Raw genomic sequence first — 18,865 nt, forward strand, 5'->3', positions numbered from 1 at the left:
GGCTGTGATTATTTCACGTCGCTCTTCCTACTGCCCCAACTTTGCAACAGCACCCCCCGAGTAAGACACTTTCGTAAAAGAGGCGCTCGGCAGCCCTTGTACCTGGGGATCCACCTTTGTTGTTTTACTCTTTCCCACAATCCCGCTAACCTTATTACCACATCCCTTATTTGTAGGTATCCACATTTTTGCTGTCAGGAGAGCCGTCATGATCATCGGCGTCATCAACGCCAAAGGCGGGGTCGGAAAAACCACGACCGCCATCTACCTCGGCTGCGCGTTTGCCGCCGAGGGCAAACCTGTCACCGTCATCGACCTCGACCAGCAAGGCTCGGCCAGTCGGTGGGCTGATCTCGCGGAAAGTGCCGACGACCCGCTGCCCTTTCCCGTGGAGGTCTCCAACGTCGGTCGCCTCGACAAAACGATCACCCGCGCCGGCCAGAATGCTGTCACCATTTTGGACACTCCGCCGGGTGATACGCGCTCGATTGATGCGGCCATCAAGGTCTCTGACTTTGTGCTCATTCCGACACAGACCTCACTGATCGAGGTCGACCGCGTATGGGAGACCTTGCCGACTGTCGATCACCTTCCCCACGGTGTGCTGATTACTTCCGCACGTCTGGGCACCAAAAGCCTCGATGAGGCCGTGGCCGCCCTAGAAGCGAACGACATCGGCGTCTTTCGCTCACGCATCCCGATCCGGGAGAGCATTCGCGCCAGCTTTGGTGCCACCCCCACCACCGATGAGGGCTACGGCTCGGTAGCCCGAGAAATCCTGGAGGCCATCTCATGAGTAAAGAAAACCGCTTCGCCCCCAAAAAGCCTGTCGCCGACGCAGCCCACGTCGAAGACATCTTCGTCAACGTGCCGACGAAAAAGCTCTCTATCGACGTCGACGCTGATCTGCACAAGCGACTCAAGCTGATGTCCACGCTCGAGGAGCGCTCCATGCGCTCGATTGTGGAGGAATGCTTGACGGAGTTCCTAGACACACAGGGCAGGTAATCTTATTTACTCAAATAAGGAAAATTCTTTTGAGGAAATAAGGGAACTTTGTGGCGCGCTCACTGGGTACGCACCCTGAAACCTGAAGAGCCGGTTTGCCGAGGCTTTCAACCCCCAAGAGCTCACACAGTACGGCGGGTGGAGCGGTCAGTGTGAGCTTGCCCTATAACGCGGTGTCACACTGGACAGTGAATGTAGCTGGGCAGAAAGCCGCGTCTAAGGAATGCCTGACTAGGGAAACTGCCAGACACGCCCCCATTGGTCGATTATTCTCGTGACCGGAACTGTCGCGCATGCCGACCATGCCCCGTCCATTTTAGGAATGGGCGTCGCGATAGGCCTGCAGGATGGCGTGAGGAATTTTGCCACGGCTGGCCACGTCCATGCCTTTGTTCTGAGCCCACGTACGGATGTCCGCGGGGTCGGTTTTCTGCAACACATCCTTGGCGTCTTCGCGAGCGGCGGTGATAAAAGGCTCGAGCGCCTCATGAAAAGCCCGGGCGTTGTCTTCCGAGAGGTCCAGAACATAATCAGTTCCCTCAACACTGAAACGGATGATGTTCACCTCGTCTTCTTGTAACGGTGAGTCGTCGAGATCGTCGAAGTACTGGGTGATTTGCTGTCGCGCCATATCCATAGTCTCCTTAATTTAATCGTGCTTTCTGCCCATACCGTCCTTAATGGCGAATGTCTCCTCAAAAGCGAGGGTAAGGGCAATTGCACTGGTTTATATGAGGATAAAAGAAAAGCACTGCCATGAGTACCTCCCGCGCGGTGCTTTTCCCATATCGTATGACATTTGACGGCGCATAATTCCGTGTAGTGCCGGGGGCTAGCTGGCCTCGGGGGATCAGGCGGTCGCCAGGACGGAATACACGGCACTTCGGACACATCATGCCCGCTAATCCGACGTGACACCGTACTCGGACGCGAGGGGTGAGCGCCGATGCTCACGAGGCTGCTCCCACCCCTTGTGGGCCTGTAGATCGTGGCGCCGCGACCTCACGTGTCACTCCTTGCTCCCCGTGGAGCGTGCACCCTGCGGGTGGTGTCGCTGTCCTGGCTGCAGGCGTCGCCAGCGGTATTGGGGGTGGTCGGGCAACCTCGGCCAGCGTCGTCCTCGCCGAGGAAACCAGGAAAAGCACTGGATACAACCCGTCTGCGGGGAGTTCTTATCCAGCGCCGTGTGCTGCGGGGAGATACCGCAAGCCGCGAGGTGGTCTCGTGAGACGTGGGGTGCCATCAAAGCAGCGACCGCGGTAGCCCCGCCGGGGCCCGTGCGGAAGATGGGCAAGCGTCCAAGCTTTGGAAAAACACCGAAAACATCGTTGCTATCGGCCCGGAGTCTCGGCCTCCGGGGTGCGTGCCCACTACCCCGAGACCAGCCCTGCCGCAGCCCGCAACCGATACATGCGCTAATATTTATGTGTGATCATTTAAACGTGAGTAAAGGATCTGCCGTGCATCGATTTTCTGCCCTGCTCGCCGTCTCCGCCCTCGCCCTAGCCGGGTGCACCGCCACCCCCTCCCCCACCGTCACCGCCCCCGACGAAGTGGGGTTATTGGCCGCAGCAGACCTGACCGGCCGCGACGTCGCCGGCATCATCGATCACCTGGATGTGCTGCCCGCCAATGTCCGCCCGGAGGACCTGTCGGCGATTGTGTACTCCGATCAGCTCGTACTGAGCACCCCGGACGAAGAGATCTCTATGGATCTGCCCGAGGATGTCGCCTACATTTCTGTGGCGCCGTTTGTCACCCACACCCATGACTGCACCTATCACAGCCTGACCACGTGTGTAGGCGAGATGCGCAACGCCCGCATCGAGGTCACCATCACAGAAGACGACACCGGCGCGGTGCTGGTCGACGAGACCACCACGACCTTCGACAACGGGTTCATCGGCTATTGGTTGCCGAGAGATATCTCCGGGATCATCACGATCACCCAAGGCGAGTTCACCGGCTCGGCGCCCTTTAGCACCGGGGCAGACGCGATTACCTGCATCACTGATCTACGACTGCAGTCGCCTGCTCTGCAGCGACTTTAGCCAGGATCAGCCGGATCGGTGCAGGGCCCGGTCCGGCAAAAAGAACAAGGGTGCCCCAGGCAGTAAACCAGGTCGTGCACCCCTGTGTCTTATGCCCTCATTCGAGGAAATGGTACGTGAGGCGCTCCGAAGCTGTATTTGCGGTAGCCGCATATACGGTTATACAGCTCTACTGGTAAAAGGATATAAACAGACTGCTGTATTTACGGTTGCTGTATTTATGGGCGAGCGGATTTAGTGGTATTGAGGTAGTGGGCCAGGGCGTCTTCGGTGATTTCGCGCATGGTGCGCTCTTCTAGGGCGGCGGCGAGTTTGAGTTTGCGGTGCAGCTCGGTGTCGAGCTGCACGGTGAATTTGGTGGTGTAGTCCGACTGGCGGTTGCTGTGGAATACATCGCCTGCGGTGGTCGGCGTCTTCTGTGCCGGGCGGGGTGCCATGTCGTTGGGTTTTTTGACAGCCATTATTTCAATGCCTCCAGGATTTCGTCGGTGACGGCCTCGTAGCCGTCGAAGTGGGTGGGTGCGTAGCCATAGGAGTTACCGATGGACTCCCGCAGCGGGATATACGCCTCCAGGAACGAAGCATCGTTGTCTTTGAGTGCGGTCAGCGCGTCGGTCAGCGACGTGGTGCCGGCACGCACAAACGTCAGTAGCACAGCATGCGGGCGGTCCTGCAGCAGTGGCAGGATTTCCCAGACACGGGTCATATCCGCGCTGCGCGAACGGGTGGGGACGAGCACGAAGTCAGAGACCTCGATGACGGCATCAATCGCATCGGTGTCCCCGGGTGGGGTGTCGATGATGATGATCTGATCGTTGTGGTCCTGTCGTGCGATCCGGCTAAGTTGCCGCGGGATCGTGACTTCCACGGGGAAGGCCAGCGGTGTGCCGTTATCCTCGGCGCGTTCGAACCACTCCATGGCGGAGCCTTGACGGTCCATGTCGAGAAACCGGATCTGGTGGCCGCGGGAAGCCAGCACAGAGGCGAGGTAGATGGCGGTGGTGGTTTTTCCTACCCCGCCTTTGGCATTGATGACACTGATAATCACGTGGATACTCCTTGTCGGTGACGCATGCTTTTCATTATACAGCTATACAGTAGCTGTATAACCGTAAATACGTTTATGCTGGTAAAAGAGATAAAAAGCTTAACTGTATGTACAGTAGCTGTAGGAATAGGCGTGATGTCTTAGTTTTGCTAGAGAGGTCTGCGACGGGGTGTCGGGGTAGTCAGCCAGCTCTTTGTGCGGGGCGTTTCCCACCGTCGCTCTCCTCGCTTTGGTGGGCTGTCGCAATGACACGGACGTAACGAGTGTGCGGCGGATTAGTTAGTGAAAGCTCCTGCAGTAAGCGGGTGCTTGGCACGGGTCTTCCCTCCGGAGCCTGTTCCTGGCGGGCTCGGGGTCCGGGTGGGGCGATCGCGGTGCCCTTCGTGGCTCTGAGCGTCCTATACCGGCAGCCTCGACGGCTGTGCTTGTGAAGCGCAACAGATACTAAAGGGTGAGAATCTAGCTGGCGCCGTCCGGCTTGCACAGAACGCAGTCCGCTACTGTATGTACGGCTTCTGTACATACAGATAACCTACTTAACCCTTTGAACAGGGCAACTGTATTTACGGCTATACAGCAACTGTAAAACAGTATTACTGGTTGGCGCGTTCCGTGTCTAAGAAAAGTTCTGCCGTGCTGTCCCGCCCCAGGGAGATAACCTCGGTATCTGTCTGACATCCCCCATAGTGTCGAGATTATCTCTGCGTGTGGAGAGAGAACGCAGGTCTGTTCACCGTCAGCGTCTTTGACTCAGGTCGCCTCCCTGTATGCGGGGAGAGAACTTCGTGTTCGGACCCCGTAAGGGCGGCGGTCAGGGATCGTCCCTGTATGCGGGGAGAGAACCCTTTACGACCAGCGTTTATCTGACCTGTAACGGGTGTTTCTGCTCGCTTTGTATCCGCACGTTATAAGGGACGAGCAGCCGATTACTCGACTGCTGTGACCACGCGGGCCTTGCCGCTTCTACCCCTGCTCCGTCCCCGACACCTGGCCGGGTGCGGTGTGCTGTGGGTGTCCACGGCCATTTACCCTCTGCCCCCTCCGGGGCGGAGCTATCGCCAAGGCTGAACTGCGCTAGACGAGCTGCCTCGCGCAGGACGTTGATCGCGGCGTTGACGTCTCGGTCGATCAGTATCCCGCACTGCTGGCAGTCGTAGACTCGCTTGGCTAGTGGCATTTTGGTTTTCGAGCCACACGCTGAGCAGATTTGCGACGACGGGAAAAACTGGTCGACCGCAATAAGGGCGACGCCGCGTTCGGTGCACTTGTAGTCGAGCTGGCGACGAAACTCCCCGGGCGAGACATCCAGGATGGCCCGGTTGAGGCCCGCCTTCTGCTTCACATTCTTACCCGGGTTGTCCACAGTGCCGCGCGCCGAGGAGGTCATACCCGCCACGTTGAGGTCTTCGACCCCAATCGCGGCGAACCCACCCGCTAGGGCGGTGGTCACCTCGTGGAGAAATCCGTGACGTCGGAGCGCGACCGTGTGGTGGTGGCGGGCCAGACGCTGAGCAAGTTTTCTTCTCCTGTTGGATCCTTTCTGGGTGCGGGCCAGCTTGCGCTGGGTGCGCTTGATCTTCTTCTCCGCCCGGGCCAAGTGACGGGGGTTGGGGATGCTCTCCCCGGTGGAGAGGGTAACCGGTCGGCTGACACCGAAGTCGAGACCGACAGCGCCAGCGGCCTGCTGGCGGCGGGTGGGGTGCGGTGGATTCTGCGGGGCGGGGCGTTCCACCAGGAAGGAGACATACCATCGGTCGGCGGCGCGAGAGACGGTGTAAGATTTTATCTTTCCGCCCTGTCGCAGTGCCCTTACCAGGCGTTTTGTGCTATCGACTGTCCGGAAAGTACCCATATGTGACAGACGGACGTGCCGGTAGTCGGTAATCTCCCCCGACCGTGCTTCGCCACGCTTGTAGGTCGCGAAGCCTTTCGGGCCCATCGCCTCAGGGGCGGGGATAGTAAATGACTCGCGCGAATGGTGTTTTCTTTTAAACTGTGGCGGCCCCATCGCTGGGCCTTTACGTTTTCCTGACTGAGACGTCAGCCAATTGGAGAGGGAATTTCCACACATTTGCAGCCCAGAGACCAGCACCCGCCGGTGCGCGGTGTGCAACCAGGGGGTGGCATACCGTTCCTCCTCACCCCAGACAGCGGCGGGATCCGCCCCCGCTTCGATAGCTGCAGCAGCGTGGCGATGACGGGCCACCTGCTGGGTGAGAATCTTGGAAAACTGCTGGTAACCGGGATATTGCAGGGCAAAATTAGCCTTGGCTTCTTTCTTTACCTGGTCCCACGCAACCGAGAAATTAACACCAGTGCTGACGAGCTCTTTCCATCGTCCATCCCGTGCGGCCTGGATGTCGTGGGTATAGGCGCACATCATGTTGTAGGCGACACGAGCCGTCCCCACCTGCTGTCGCAGCACCTCTAGCTGAGCAAGGTTGGGATCCAAGCGCAGTTTATACCCACGGTGCACGACAGGTGGTCTCGGGGACGTGTCGGTCATGTCCGCTTCCCTCCTTCCGGGATATCGCAGACGTGGGGGTCGATGGCGCTAAAAATAACGCTACCGCGTAGCAGTGACACCGGCAGGGAAATTCCCGCAAACATTTTCTAACGGGCCGAAAAGGACGACGCAGCCTACTAATCGTCAAATCATATTTCTCGTGTGAACCGTAAACCTTATGATCCCAGGAATTGACTTTTCGAAGCAGGAATTAACGCATACTAGTATGTGTCGCCGTCAATATTGGGCTTGAGTGGGGAGAAGACAACCTCATGGCCAGGGAGTACATCGTAGATGTAGTACTCCCACTTCGGCTCTTGTGAAAGGTTGAGGTCCTCGTGGGAAAAATTAATCACTCTAGGGATTAGGTCATCAACATCCTCAAAGCGCCGGAGACTTTCTTCGACCGCGGTGGACACAATGATTTCTTCGCGGGGGATCGGCTGCGCCATGACACCGTTATGATCTATAAGAAAGAATTCGGTCTTGCCCTGGGGGTAGATGACCATGTAGCAGATCGCCTGTTCGATCGCAGGAGCAGGTTTTTTACGGTCGCCAGCCCGGAAGTACGATAGGGCATTTCCCCACCTTCGGAAAACTCGGAGGCGAAAATTCACATCTTCCAGATTGGTTTCGTAGCTAGAAAACTGTTCATCCCACCCACCTCGTGACTCAAGACCCGACTGGCCGAGAAGAGCCAGCGCAGTGACAGGCTGATTTTGCCTGCTGTTAAAGACCTGGTCAGATAGGAACTTCACTAGATCAGTGACAGTTGCCACACATTCTCGCACTTCGTCGGAGGTGGGCATGTACCCATCGTGAATAGCTCGATTTCGAAGGTCAGCGACGTCAGCGATCCACTTATCAATGACACCAGGTGTGTCATGTCCCCATCCTGGGGTGGAGTAGAATTTTCCGAGTTCGTTCTTTACGAGATCGACGATCCCTCGAGGTCTTTCTCTCCCTTTTTTCCCTTTTGAAAATGTCTTTGCCGCCTCCTCTGGGCGCAGGTTTTTCTCCCAGAGGTTATGTTGCAGCAGCTCATCGAATAAAGCCTCGCAGGCAGAGGCATATAAGATGACTGCGATCCGGTAGTTTCCTTCCCGGAAGAAACTCACATCAGCTTCCCGAAGAAAATCCCGGTAGCTCATGAATGGTCCGGCCGCAGAAAGATTGACTAGGGCAGCATCGATCCAGGCGTCTAGCTGTTCGTGATCTTCACCCTCGCCAGGTGCGATAGGAATATTCCAATTGACATTGAATACACTTAAGGCTTTCACGTCCGGTAGATCAGTCTTACCGATCATCTCCCAGGGTTTCGTGTCAGAGGTGGCAATCGGAATCATCGGCGGGATCGATTCCCTTGTCACGAGCCGGAGTGGTTCCTCCACAGCCAGTGCGATCGCACGTAGCAGGACATTCAGCTCTGCAACCGCATAGTCGAAGGCCAGGGTGGTTTCGTCGGGACCCTCATCACTTCGGTGCTGCGTAGGAACCAAGGATGCGTAATCTAACTCCACCATGGCTTCCACCACCGTCTGATGAGCGGTGCGCAAAATGCCAGGAGGCCCTTCTTCTCGGGGCCGGGTGTGTGTCCTTTTAGCGGCGACGGTGAAGCCAGCTTCCATCGGCAGGTGCGGGGACCCTTTAAGAACCAACTGGTGGAAGACAAAATGCGCACTGTCGGACATCGGAACGGGTACGCCTTGTTCTGGCTCATCTTGCCCAGTGGGATATTTGGTCCTAGTAAAGCCGTCAGGCACGCGGAGCGCTCGTCCAAGCGGGATAAAGAAATGCACTGTTGAGACCACTGTTATGAACCCTCCTCGGCTGATTCAGCATCACCTGAGTCACTTTCTGCTGGTTTCTTGTCCCAAGCATTGAGAATTTCTTGGTGGAGCCGAGCTAGGACCTCGAGCATGCGGCGGCCGGTGTCGATCTTTTTGCCCGTTTTCGGGTCATGAATCTCTACTGGGACAATGGCGCCCACCACAGCAAGCAGGAATGTGGCTGCGAGGATGGCCGGAAAACCGAGATCCTCAGTGCTCGGTCCGCCATTGAACCCCATCGCCCCTGCCTCGTCCGGTTCTCCGGCATCAATTAAGCCGGCAGAGCTTGCATGTACATGCTCGCTCGCGATTCCGTAGTAGGCGGTCAAGCTGGGCATGACCAGCCTGTTCAAACCTATAAATGAGGGGAACTCATTGGGAAACAAAGGTGCAGCCCAGCCCCAGGTCGTTGCAAATTTCTTGCCGTAGGTAGCAATGAGCTCCTTCTTCCGGGTATCGAGCTTGTCAAGGACACCGTCGTTAAGGGTGTCGGTGATACCCGGGACGTCGGTGGCGATCAGATCTCTAGCAGTTGTGTTGGCGAAGACTTCATGATGACGACGATAGCGATCCACAAGGTCGGGATGTTCTGACTCAGGAGAACCATATTCCGAGAGGATTGCCGCGACAATAAAAAGTTCGTGGAGAGAGCGAACGCGGGTAAAAGCCCCGTGCGGGTAACCGCCTCGTAGCAGCCAGGATACTTCGCTAAAGGCGAGCAAGGCCCGGCTGCCAAGACCTGTCAAGGTCGTAAATAGCGTGGCGCGGGCATCATCTTCTGAGCCTTCTTCGAGATGTTCGTGAAGGATTTCCGACCCCCAATTGACGGCGTCCAGTGCGCTTTTCCAGAAAATATCCATCAGGTTAAGAACATGGCCATGATGTTCGGCGATATGGGCACGAAGCATTTCTTGATTATCCAGGTCGATCTGATAATCATCCTGGACCTTGTTAATGAATTGCGCCCAAATCTTCTCGAACTTCTCGGCATTTTTAGGTGTCGTTAGTCCGGATTCAAAACTGAACTCAACCTTCATAAATAACTTCTCTTTTCCTTCCAGATCTCTATATATATTGTAAACTTGGTAGCGCTGAAATGATTTTAGTTTCTTAGTCTGTCCTGCTCAGAGTAGTTTTCTTCATCTCGGCCGATCACAGGTGTGGGAGGCAGCTGCCCCACGCCACCGTCTTGGATACGGGCAGCGATCTGATGCTCGCGGGCACCGACGAGACGCACGATGATCACCCTCTCGGGGGAACGGCCTACCGCCAGGGTAGAAGGGGCAGGGTAAGCACGCCGCTGCGGGCAAAGTGCTTTTACGGCGCGTCACAACCCGCACAGCCTCCAGAGACAAGACATACTGGGAGGCAACAACTGGAAATGAAGAAGGCCCCGGGTGCGACCGGGACCTTCTTGGGTGCAAGTCGATCCTGCCAGATCTCTTGCTCTCACATCGAAGAAGTTTTAGAGCCAATTTCGAGGTGAGCTGTAATCAACAGCATAGCAACTCCCCGCACGCCGGCAACATTATTGCAGCGGGAGTGTCATCACGACACTGCGCCTGTCTACGTGCCGGTCACATCAGACGATCCCGCCCCGTCGCTGTGGTCAGGCACTCGCCGGTACACCACCGAGGCGGACTACCGCGGCCAGCTCGAGGCCTGGTTTAACGCCCAGATGGTCACCCACACCACCGGTGAACTTTCTGATCGGGGCTGGTGCCATCACGACGCTGAGATCCTGCTCGATCACCTCGGCAGAGATAGTCTGCACTGCGCGCGTGACCGGTCCTCGATCACCAAAGCCTGGTCCACTACCCGCGACAAACACGGCCGGCGCACACCCCTGGTGTGGCCGCGGGAACGCGCGCACCTGGCGGAATACATCCACTTCACCAACCCGAGTTTTGCCGCGGTCATCGTCATCGACGTCGACCACGTCGGCGCCCCCGGTGGTCGGCCCTCGGATCTAAGCCTGGATGTCGCCGATAAGGTCGCTAAGCTGGCCCACTTTAACCTCGGGCCGAACTGGATCGGGATCAACCCGGAATCCGGCAAATCCCAGCTCATTTGGTACATAGACCCCGTCTACCGCACCCAGGGAACCTCCTCGAAGCCGTGGGCGCTGCTGGAGGCCCTGCATGCGGAGCTGCAGGGCTATTTCGAGGCGGATAAGAACTTCGCCCACGGCTGGTCGCGTAACCCGATCTACACGGGGGATAATCTGGGGGCATATTGCTGGTACGCCCAGCACCACGAGGTGTTTCACATGCGCCTGCTCTCAGCAGGATTATGGATGCTCCAGGGAGAAACGGTGGCCACGATAGAAGACAAAGGCGTTGACGACCGCAAACACACGCAGCGGTTTTCCAGCGGCCGGGAGCTGATCAACGCCGCCCGGACCAACACCGAACGCGCCCGCCAGGCCCGCGACGTCCTCGCCGGGCTCGAAGACGACGATCTCAGCGATGCTTTCGCCGCAGCCGACCCAGATGTCATCGACGGGGTGCGGGTGGTCTGGCAGTCCCCGGGCCGCGCTCAACGCGACGTCACGGCCTTCCGACATGCGCTGAAGACCGGGGGAAAACTCCACCGGGCCGGGAAGAAGATGACCGACGATGCAATCATCGACGCCTACCGCCAGGCCTACGAGGTCGCCCACTCCGTCGGCGCCGACGGACGCGCCCGAGAAGAACCCCCAATGAAGGATCTGCGCTCTCTGGCTCGCCGCGTCCGCGGCTACGTGTCCAGCAACAAACGTTCCAGCGATGCTGGCGCCACAGAAGGCCCCGCGACCGGTTATAAGATGAGCAGCTCGGAGCGCAAAGCCCTCGCCACCCTCGGGCGCAGAGGTGGCAAGAAAGCCGCCGAACGATGGAAAGACCCAGATAGTGCGTACGTGAAGGATCTTTCGCAGAAACTCGCAAGAGCGAATAAACGTAGAGCCGCCGGTGGACGTAGCAAGGCCTATGAAATAGCGGCATACTTCGACCGGGTATACGAACAGACTGATTCTTACCCTCTAGTGAGTGATGCTGCCCAAGAGTTCAACGTATCGAACAGGACGGTGCAACGTGCTTTGGAAAAGGCTGGAATTGAGCTTCCCACTGGGCGTAGAGGAAAGGGTGACAGGCCATAAGCAATAGTACGGTGCCCCCGTTAGGGTAGGGGGTCTTCTTTTGTAGATTTCTTTATTTCTTTGCCGGGTTACTCTGTGCTCTCGTGCTTGTCCTAGCCACAGGGTCAGCTTGGTGGGATGGGTGGCTGTCTCCCTTTACTTGGACTGCTGCCAGGACGGAGAGGTCCCCTGGATCCAATCATTGGCAGGGTAGGCATCAGCCCGCTCCCATTATGCCTCCCGAGCACAGGTGTCTGGGTGAGGTTCATTGCATCTGTCTCCCACGCCCATGACGTCACATCACTTGGACACACTTTTTACCTGAACAGGAGTGCTGCTATTCGGTCATTTCGGCGTAGCGGGCGAAGAGCACTTCGAGACGCTCCCTCTCATTCTTCAGTACTCGAGGTGCACCGAAGGCTGTGTCCACAGCCTTGTCTAGGGCGCGGTGTGCGCTTAGCAGCTCAGGGCTCATCGCGAGTGGGTTGTAGTGATCGGCTAATGAGCGATCAGGGTGGAGCGCGCGGGCACCGAGCACCTTCTGTCCTCCGGTGATGATGGCGCTGCGCTGCTTGTCGGTCAGCTCCGGGGTGGGAAAGGTGTTCCACGTCAGGGTATTCGCAAACCGCAGATCTGACTTGATACGCCCGCCAACGGCACGCTGCCAGGTAATGAATATGGACGACGAGATCAACGCGAACTGCAAACCGTCGGGGTCTTCCACTTGGAAATTCGCATTACCGCAGATCACTTCGGGATCGAAACGCTGGGCAAGGAAATACCGACGGTTTTCTGAGACATGCGAAGGAATGGCCAAGTAGTTTTTCTCGAACTGCCGGATCTCTGTAAAGCGGTGTGGAGTCGCGGCCTGTTCTCGTGTCGGTGCTTTCTTGCTCTCTGCACGCATTTTCTGCACCGCTTGCGTTACATCACGAAGGACCGCAGACTTCCGTAAATCACCGGGATTAAAGTCATCGCCAGCCATCCAGAAGCACCATCGGTCGGTGCCGTTGATGAGTTCTTTGGCACCGACGAAGTAGCGCACGTATTTCATGGCTATAGAGTCATGGGTAGGCCGTGGTGTGCCTGCTTTCGGAACAAGGTTCCCGCCATCTGTAGGTTGCGATCCTTTAATAACCGTTCCTAGCTCCGGGGAAAGCACTTTCGAGCGTTTGGTGATCAGGATATTCGGCCCATCGATGAGGTAGGCGTTGATTCCCTGGGTGATCTTCTGCTCCACGGGTTCACCTTTGACGTCCGGGTAGTCCCACAGACGGGGCTTAATGGTGGTGTCCTTGGTAAACCCGACGATCACGCAGTGTACAGCCGCTTGTCCTGGGGCTTGGGAGTCCCAGGAGAAGGTGCGGTGGGCGAACTTGATGACCCACCCGGCCTTAAAGACCGGGCGGAACAGGGCCGGCACCGGTTGGCCCTGGGTAATGGAGTTGGTCGTCACGAAGGAGAACTCACCGGAGCGCTCTCGGTAGAGGTCGATGGCTTTTTTATGCCAGCCGGTGACGTAATCGAGGTAACCGTCGTAGTCTGTGCCCCAGACGTGTTTCATGTCCGCGGTCTGCTCGTCGGTCTTGGTGTACTGGCCGATAAACGGTGGGTTGCCGAAGATAAACGTCTTGCCCTTCGGCAGCGGCAACACTTCACGCCAATCCAGGCGCAGCGCGTTGCCGGTGTGGATGTGCGCGGTAATGGTAATCGGCAACCGCTCGGGAGCTTCGCCGATGGCTTTGGCTAGTTTCTGGTTGGCTTGGTGATCGACCAGGAACATGGAGGTTTCGGCGATTTTGGCGGGCCACCATCCGATCTCGAAGCCGTGGAACTGATCAATCGAGAGCTTCTGCTCCGCCTCGATGAACAACGTCATCGCTGATCCACCGGTGGTGGTGAAGCGTTGGCGTTTTTCCACGATCAACGCAGTTTCAATCTCGCGCAGACGCGCGTAGGCGAGGTTGAGGAAGTTGCCGCTGCCGGCCGCCGGGTCGACATAGATATTGGCGGCCATCTCGTCCATCAGGGCGTCGAAGTCTTTGAGTCGGCTGGATTTGTTGCGGATCAACCGATCCGCGCGGGCCTGATAGTCATCGAGGAACAGGGGCCCGAGGGTTTTGAGGATGTTGGTCTCGGAGGTGTAGTGCTCCCCGGCGGCCCGGCGGGCTTCTTTGGATTTGACCAGCTGAAACATCGCGCCGAATACGGAGACGCTGATACTGGTCCACCGAAATCGGCAGGCCGCCAGTAGCGCGTCGCGGGTTTCGGGGGTGAAGTACTCCATGCCGATCTCGTCGGCGAAAATGGAGCCGTTGACATAGGGGAACCGGGCCAGCAGATCCGGCAGACGCTTCGGACGGCGGCTGACCGGGGTGTTGAGCAGCTCAAAGAGCTGACTGAGCTGCGGGCCGAGGCTGGCGGCGGTGGTTTCTTGATCCACCCACCGGTAGAACAGATCGGTCTCCCATAGTCCGGCGTCGTCGCCGTAGAGCAAAAACAGCAGCCGGGTCATCAAAATCGAGGTCGTCGCCTCCCGCTCGTCCTCGTCCTCGGGACTGGCCGGGACGTTCGGGTCATCACCGACGGGTTCATCGACCTCATCGTCGCCGAGGACTGCGACATAGAGATCAGCCATGAGCTCAGCAGCCGTAATGGAGGCGGCTTCTTCTTCCTCGCGGCTTAAAGTGTCGGCGCCGATGAGAAAAAGCAGGTCATCGTAGTGGGCTGCGATGTCGGCGACGTGGAAGACCACGGCTGAGTCAGTGGTGTCGAGTTTGTGGATCTGGATGGTCTCGAAGTTCGTCAGGATCGCGTAGCGGGGAAACTCGGCCTGGCTAATGGTCCCGCCGCCGAGGTAATCGTCGATCTGGCCGGCCGCGGCCGTGAGGTCGACGTCGAGGGATTTGGCCTCGCCGATGGCCGCCCCGGGCATGAAGAAGTCGATCCAGCCGTGTTTGCCGGTGCTCGCCCGGCTAGCTTCGCGCTCGAACAGCCGCTGGCGTGCGGCGATGATCCCGAAGCAGTCCAGCAGGTCAGCCCAGAAGGATTGGGCGTATTTCTTTTCTGTCGCAGTTTCCCCGGATTCTCGCCAGTTGGTGATGGTGGTTGTCCAGCGGTGGCCGAAGGCGCGGAGGCGCTGCAGCGAGGTTTGGCGATCAAGATAATCCGACGGGCTCACGGGCAACGTCCTTTTCTACAGGTGGCAGTGGTTGTACCCATTATCCCGTGAGCCTGTTGATTTAGGGGGCCCAGGTGGCCAGGGGTTGAAACAGATTTGGCAGGGGTAGAGTCACGATGACAATTCTGGTAATATCTTCCATGAAGGTGACCTTCCTCATCAGGTTTTTGTTTGCATTACAGCAAATCTTTTACCTGGTGAGGGGTCGCTATTTTTTTGGGAGCCTGTGGCCGCTGCTCACCAGGAAAATCCTGGTCTAAAGTACTGCCATTTTTACTTAGACTCGTCTGTTCAGTGATTGGTTCCCGATGGTTATCACTCCCTGCTTTGACCGTCAGTAGCGCTAGCGGTGGGTAAATTTTTTCGGGGCAAGGCGACGAAGTCGCCGCGCCAGCCTGCGTTGTGGCCAGAAGTAGGAAGATGCCGTGTCGATAGTTATCCACAGCAAGGCGCGCGCAGGCATTTACCTAGCAGGTAGATCTACAGGGGTATAGGAGCCTAAAGGCTCCTATAGGGGCAGTGTCGAAAAGACGGTGTGAGCAGGCATTTTCACAGAAGGCGCGGTAGTCGTGGCACATGGTTGCGGTAGTCGTGGCACATGGTTGCGGTAGTCGTGGCACATGGTTGCGGTAGTCGTGGCACATGGTTGCGGTAGTCGTGGCACATGGTTGCGGTAGTCGTGGCACATGGTTGCGGTAGTCGTGGCACATGGTTGCGGTAGTCGTGGCACATGGTTGCGGTAGTCGTGGCACATGGTTGCGGTAGTCGTGGCACATGGTTGCGGTAGTCAAGGTACATGGTGTTATCCACAGAAGAAGGGCCCCGCGATCTGATCGCGGGGCCCTGAGAGGATAAGCACTTAGGGGCGGGGGAAAGCGTATTTTTTAGGAACGGCAGTTTCCTTTCCTACCAGTTCTAGGCCTCCCTGCCACTCACGGATTCCGGCTTCTGGCCAGGTGGCCAGCACTTTCTTCCGGGCTAACCGGATTTGTTTACGGAAGTTGCGCATGCCTTGATCTGTGTCAGGAAACGTCGCGCCGACTTGACCTCTCAGTTGTGCCCAGGTCACGCGTGTGTAGCCGCTATGGGTACTTTTACGTTTGGTGGTCCAGACATAGAGGTCAGTGGCGGCCACGCTGGTAGAGAGCTCTGACAGGTGTACGGGGTCGACCGGCACACAGGATTGTCCGATGCGGATGAACACTTTTTCGCTGAGCAACATGTACTGCTCCCCGCTGTCATCTGTGTTGTCGAGGATGTCCCACCAGAAGAAGCCTTCTTCGGAAATCAAGGTGTTGTCCCAGGTCGTAGCCGCCCCTTGGGCACCGTTCCCTGTGGTCTCGATGTGAATGGTGGTGTTGGCCAGGCGCAGCAGCTGCGCCTTGAGCGCTCGGTAGGACCGAGTGCTGACTGGTCGCAGAGTGCCATCGGGGTTGGCTGCTTTGATGACGCCGCATTCGCGCAGAAAATGGGCGAGTGACTTCCCCAAGGGGATTTTTCTCGCCTCATCCATCGGCATCGTCCCTTTCCGGCGGACGACCTCTCGGCCGAGCCACATCATGATCAGTCGGGGATAGCGTCCGTAGGGCAGCCCGTCAGGCGCCATGAGCGTGATCCGTTTGTCACCGTCGACGAGGGTGATCTTGTCGCCGGCACGGTGGCTGTAGGGAAAGATCCCGATGAAGTCGGCGGGCGCGTAGGCGTAGGGGTCGAGAATCCCAGCTTTTTGCACCCGGCGCAGCTGCTCGTAGATGTCAATGTGGTTGGACTTCTTGCCGTCGTTGGCGTGGGGGCTATGATTAGCCATAAATCCTCACGTCTTTCTCTTTTGTGGTTGGTGGGGTCATTCCCGGGGCTGTTGGCGCAGCGCCCGGGACTTGGTCTTTTTCAGTGTAGAAGGCCTTGTTTTTAGGCTGCCCGGCACGTGCGATGATCACGTTTTCCCTGATGGGCGCGGTGGTGCGTGTTTCCTGCCGTCTCTTTCTAGGTGGAGAGGCAAAGCCGTATGCAGGCCGGTGTGCATGACCGTGTGCTCGGATGTGGTCTTGCACGATCCCCGGGTCGCGGGTGGGGGTGCGGAGAGTGTGACTCCTAGGCATAGTGACTCCTTTTCTGTGGCCTGAAAATTACTTTTTCATGTGGGTGTGCACGGACCGGGCGAGCTGAGCGTTTTCCCTGGTCACAGGACATGAGGGAAAATCTGAGGGCGGTTTTCGCGCAGTTGGACTGCGGCAGCGTTGTGGCCACAGCTCGATGGGGAAAACTGGGCGGCCCGGGTTTATCACGCGGGTGTGCACGCATGTGACGGCGTCTTACCATGCGGGTGTGCACGCATTCCCCGAGTAAAACGGCGTCGGTGCGGGATTTTTCTCGTTATTGCTGCGCACCTGGCGTGCGGCGGTGTTGTGGCGCATCCCGGGTGGGAGGACACGGACAGTCCGTGCGGTCAGCGCGTGTATGACCCACATACGACGGTGGCTATCAGATGGGTGTGCACACGGGTGTGCACGAAAACGCCCCAACTACAGACAGAGCGGGGCGGGGGCGCCTGTAGCTCCAGTCGTGGTGGGCTGTCCCGGGTTTCTGGTGCGTGCGCCTGTTGGTGTGCTCGGTGATACGGCCGATGGGTGGAAGGTAGAAACTGTCCATGGCTTGTCGACATCGTGCGGACAGTCCGTGCGGTCTGCCCGCACTGCTGGGGATGAGGCCAACCGGTCCTGGTGTTTTCTTAAAGCATGATGTCGACGTCATACTCCCTGCCCGCCCACTGGTGGGGCGCGGATCCCGCTGCCGTGATGACGGCGTTTTGCCTGCGACGAGTTTTCTGGGGTATTTCCCCCTTTGCCGAGGCTCATACCCATCTGGCCGGCGGGTCCGACTCAGCGCTGTGTCGCGGCCAGCAGGCGGGTGCTCGCACTGCTGGCGGCGACGTAAACGCAGTCGATCAGCCACAGCAGATGGCACGTGCCGCTGATCGGGTTGACTCTGACCTAGGCTGACCCGTGCTCGGCCCAGCGGGTCAGCAGGGCGTCGGTCTGCGGCCGGAGCCCCTCGCTGCACCCGCTGGCGGAGTGGCTGGGGATACCGATGTCCAGGACGAGCACCGCGGAGTGCTGCGGGTGGGGCATGGCCACGTACTGACAGCGAGCCAGCGATCGGGTGTCGACCCTGTGCGGCTTGGGCCGGGTCTGGCCGGTCGCAACATCGTTATGTGTGCCGGTCAAGCTACGCATACGTCTCTCGGTCTCCTTCGTCCTGGGTGTGGGTGCGGGAGTCGCGGTACAGGGTCTAACCGCGGGCATAAAGACGCAGTGAGGCCGGCCCGCGACATTGTTATCAGGCGGAGGAAGCGAAAGCGCAGGGTGCGCATACTAGCCAGTGGTCTGGGGTGTTTATGCAGCTCAAGTGGACTTGGACGTCGGGCTGGGCCGTCGGGGTGAGAAGTGGCGTGGGGATGAGGTGGGTACCTCGGCAATCACGGACAGTCCGGGCGGCCCGCCCGCCTGGGCTGGGGTAGTTGGCGTGATGTCGTGGGGAAGCGCCTGGCAGAGACCCTGGAATAGGACGGGTGACGCGCAGGTGGGAGGGCATGCATATTTACCACCGGTCTGTGCCTGATGATGGGCAGTGTCAGGTGTTGTGCCTGGTCAGGTTGCGCATATTTACCCGGGGTGGTGGCAGTGCTCGCGGAGCGGGGCCGTGTGGCTGGTTTGGCCGACGAGGTCGCCGCCAGCGGTGTAGGAGCTGGTCACGGGTTTTTCTCCTTGCTAAAAGGTAGTGCGTACCGTGCACGCTATCTTCCGGGTGTGCACGACTTTCCGCTGCTTGTGCAGCGAACGCCCGCCCGGCGTCAGAGGGCGAGCCCGCGTGGCGAGTAAGCGCAGGCCACAGCGGCGACTGAGCGCCCCCGCCCTGCGAAGACACACCAGACTCGCTCGCTGATGCTCGCGACAGGCGCCGGCCACGCGCCCGCGTAAGCGGGCGGGCTCGCGCCTGCGCGCGTCAGCGCGCTGTGCCGAGCCCCCGGCAGGGGGGCGTGTGCCGCGCGCCTGCGCGGCGCTGTTCCAGTCGAGGAGCTGGGCCGGCGTGTGAGGCCGCGGGGTGGGCTACAGGGGTGATCTTCG

At 58.5% G+C, this 18,865-nt stretch carries 13 protein-coding genes; 4 read left to right on the forward strand and 9 right to left on the reverse strand.

Annotated elements, in window-relative coordinates:
* Window positions 1-208: 208 nt before the first annotated feature.
* Entirely contained in the window at window positions 209-796 is a 588-nt protein-coding gene (locus B841_RS13005) for a ParA family protein (RefSeq protein WP_020935831.1), read from the forward strand.
* Window positions 793-1,008, forward strand: a complete 216-nt coding sequence (locus B841_RS13010; RefSeq protein WP_020935832.1) for a ribbon-helix-helix domain-containing protein — start codon at window positions 793-795, stop codon at window positions 1,006-1,008. Before B841_RS13005 ends, B841_RS13010 begins: the two co-directional genes overlap by 4 nt.
* A gap of 316 nt (window positions 1,009-1,324) precedes the next feature.
* Here B841_RS13010 and B841_RS13015 read toward each other — a convergent pair whose 3' ends face one another.
* Window positions 1,325-1,639 carry a histone-like nucleoid-structuring protein Lsr2 gene (locus B841_RS13015; RefSeq protein WP_020935833.1) on the reverse strand — a complete coding sequence of 105 codons (315 nt, stop codon included), beginning with the start codon at window positions 1,637-1,639 and terminating at the stop codon, window positions 1,325-1,327.
* A gap of 829 nt (window positions 1,640-2,468) precedes the next feature.
* On the opposite strand from B841_RS13015, the gene B841_RS13020 reads away from it, so the two are divergent.
* Complete coding sequence (locus tag B841_RS13020; protein WP_020935834.1) at window positions 2,469-3,059, forward strand: CueP family metal-binding protein; 591 nt, start codon at window positions 2,469-2,471, stop codon at window positions 3,057-3,059.
* A 218-nt stretch (window positions 3,060-3,277) separates the two neighbouring features.
* Here the strand turns inward: B841_RS13020 and B841_RS13025 are convergent, their stop codons facing one another.
* The 5 genes from B841_RS13025 to B841_RS14160 form a co-directional block, all read right to left on the reverse strand.
* Window positions 3,278-3,496, reverse strand: a complete 219-nt coding sequence (locus tag B841_RS13025) for a hypothetical protein (protein WP_156844894.1) — start codon at window positions 3,494-3,496, stop codon at window positions 3,278-3,280.
* A gap of 23 nt (window positions 3,497-3,519) precedes the next feature.
* Entirely contained in the window at window positions 3,520-4,107 is a 588-nt protein-coding gene (locus tag B841_RS13030) for a ParA family protein (protein ID WP_020935836.1), read from the reverse strand.
* An 859-nt stretch (window positions 4,108-4,966) separates the two neighbouring features.
* Window positions 4,967-6,613, reverse strand: a complete 1,647-nt coding sequence (locus B841_RS13495; protein WP_020935837.1) for an RNA-guided endonuclease InsQ/TnpB family protein — start codon at window positions 6,611-6,613, stop codon at window positions 4,967-4,969.
* Window positions 6,614-6,834: 221 nt separating this feature from the next.
* Window positions 6,835-8,304, reverse strand: a complete 1,470-nt coding sequence (locus B841_RS14065) for a hypothetical protein (protein ID WP_245561095.1) — start codon at window positions 8,302-8,304, stop codon at window positions 6,835-6,837.
* A 122-nt stretch (window positions 8,305-8,426) separates the two neighbouring features.
* Complete coding sequence (locus B841_RS14160) at window positions 8,427-9,479, reverse strand: DUF5677 domain-containing protein (RefSeq protein WP_020935839.1); 1,053 nt, start codon at window positions 9,477-9,479, stop codon at window positions 8,427-8,429.
* A gap of 533 nt (window positions 9,480-10,012) precedes the next feature.
* Between B841_RS14160 and B841_RS13050 the strand changes: the two genes are divergently transcribed.
* Entirely contained in the window at window positions 10,013-11,581 is a 1,569-nt protein-coding gene (locus B841_RS13050; RefSeq protein WP_020935840.1) for a replication initiation protein, read from the forward strand.
* Between the two features lie 316 nt (window positions 11,582-11,897).
* Here B841_RS13050 and B841_RS13055 read toward each other — a convergent pair whose 3' ends face one another.
* From B841_RS13055 to B841_RS13065, 3 genes are all read right to left on the reverse strand, one after another.
* Window positions 11,898-14,741, reverse strand: a complete 2,844-nt coding sequence (locus B841_RS13055) for a DNA methyltransferase (RefSeq protein ID WP_020935841.1) — start codon at window positions 14,739-14,741, stop codon at window positions 11,898-11,900.
* A gap of 859 nt (window positions 14,742-15,600) precedes the next feature.
* Complete coding sequence (locus tag B841_RS13060; RefSeq protein WP_020935842.1) at window positions 15,601-16,548, reverse strand: replication protein RepA; 948 nt, start codon at window positions 16,546-16,548, stop codon at window positions 15,601-15,603.
* Window positions 16,549-17,731: 1,183 nt separating this feature from the next.
* On the reverse strand, window positions 17,732-17,974 hold the full coding sequence (locus B841_RS13065; RefSeq protein WP_020935843.1) for a hypothetical protein: 243 nt from the start codon (window positions 17,972-17,974) through the stop codon (window positions 17,732-17,734).
* Between the last annotated feature and the right edge of the window lie 891 nt (window positions 17,975-18,865).

This window comes from Corynebacterium maris DSM 45190, assembly GCF_000442645.1.
GTDB lineage: Bacteria > Actinomycetota > Actinomycetes > Mycobacteriales > Mycobacteriaceae > Corynebacterium > Corynebacterium maris.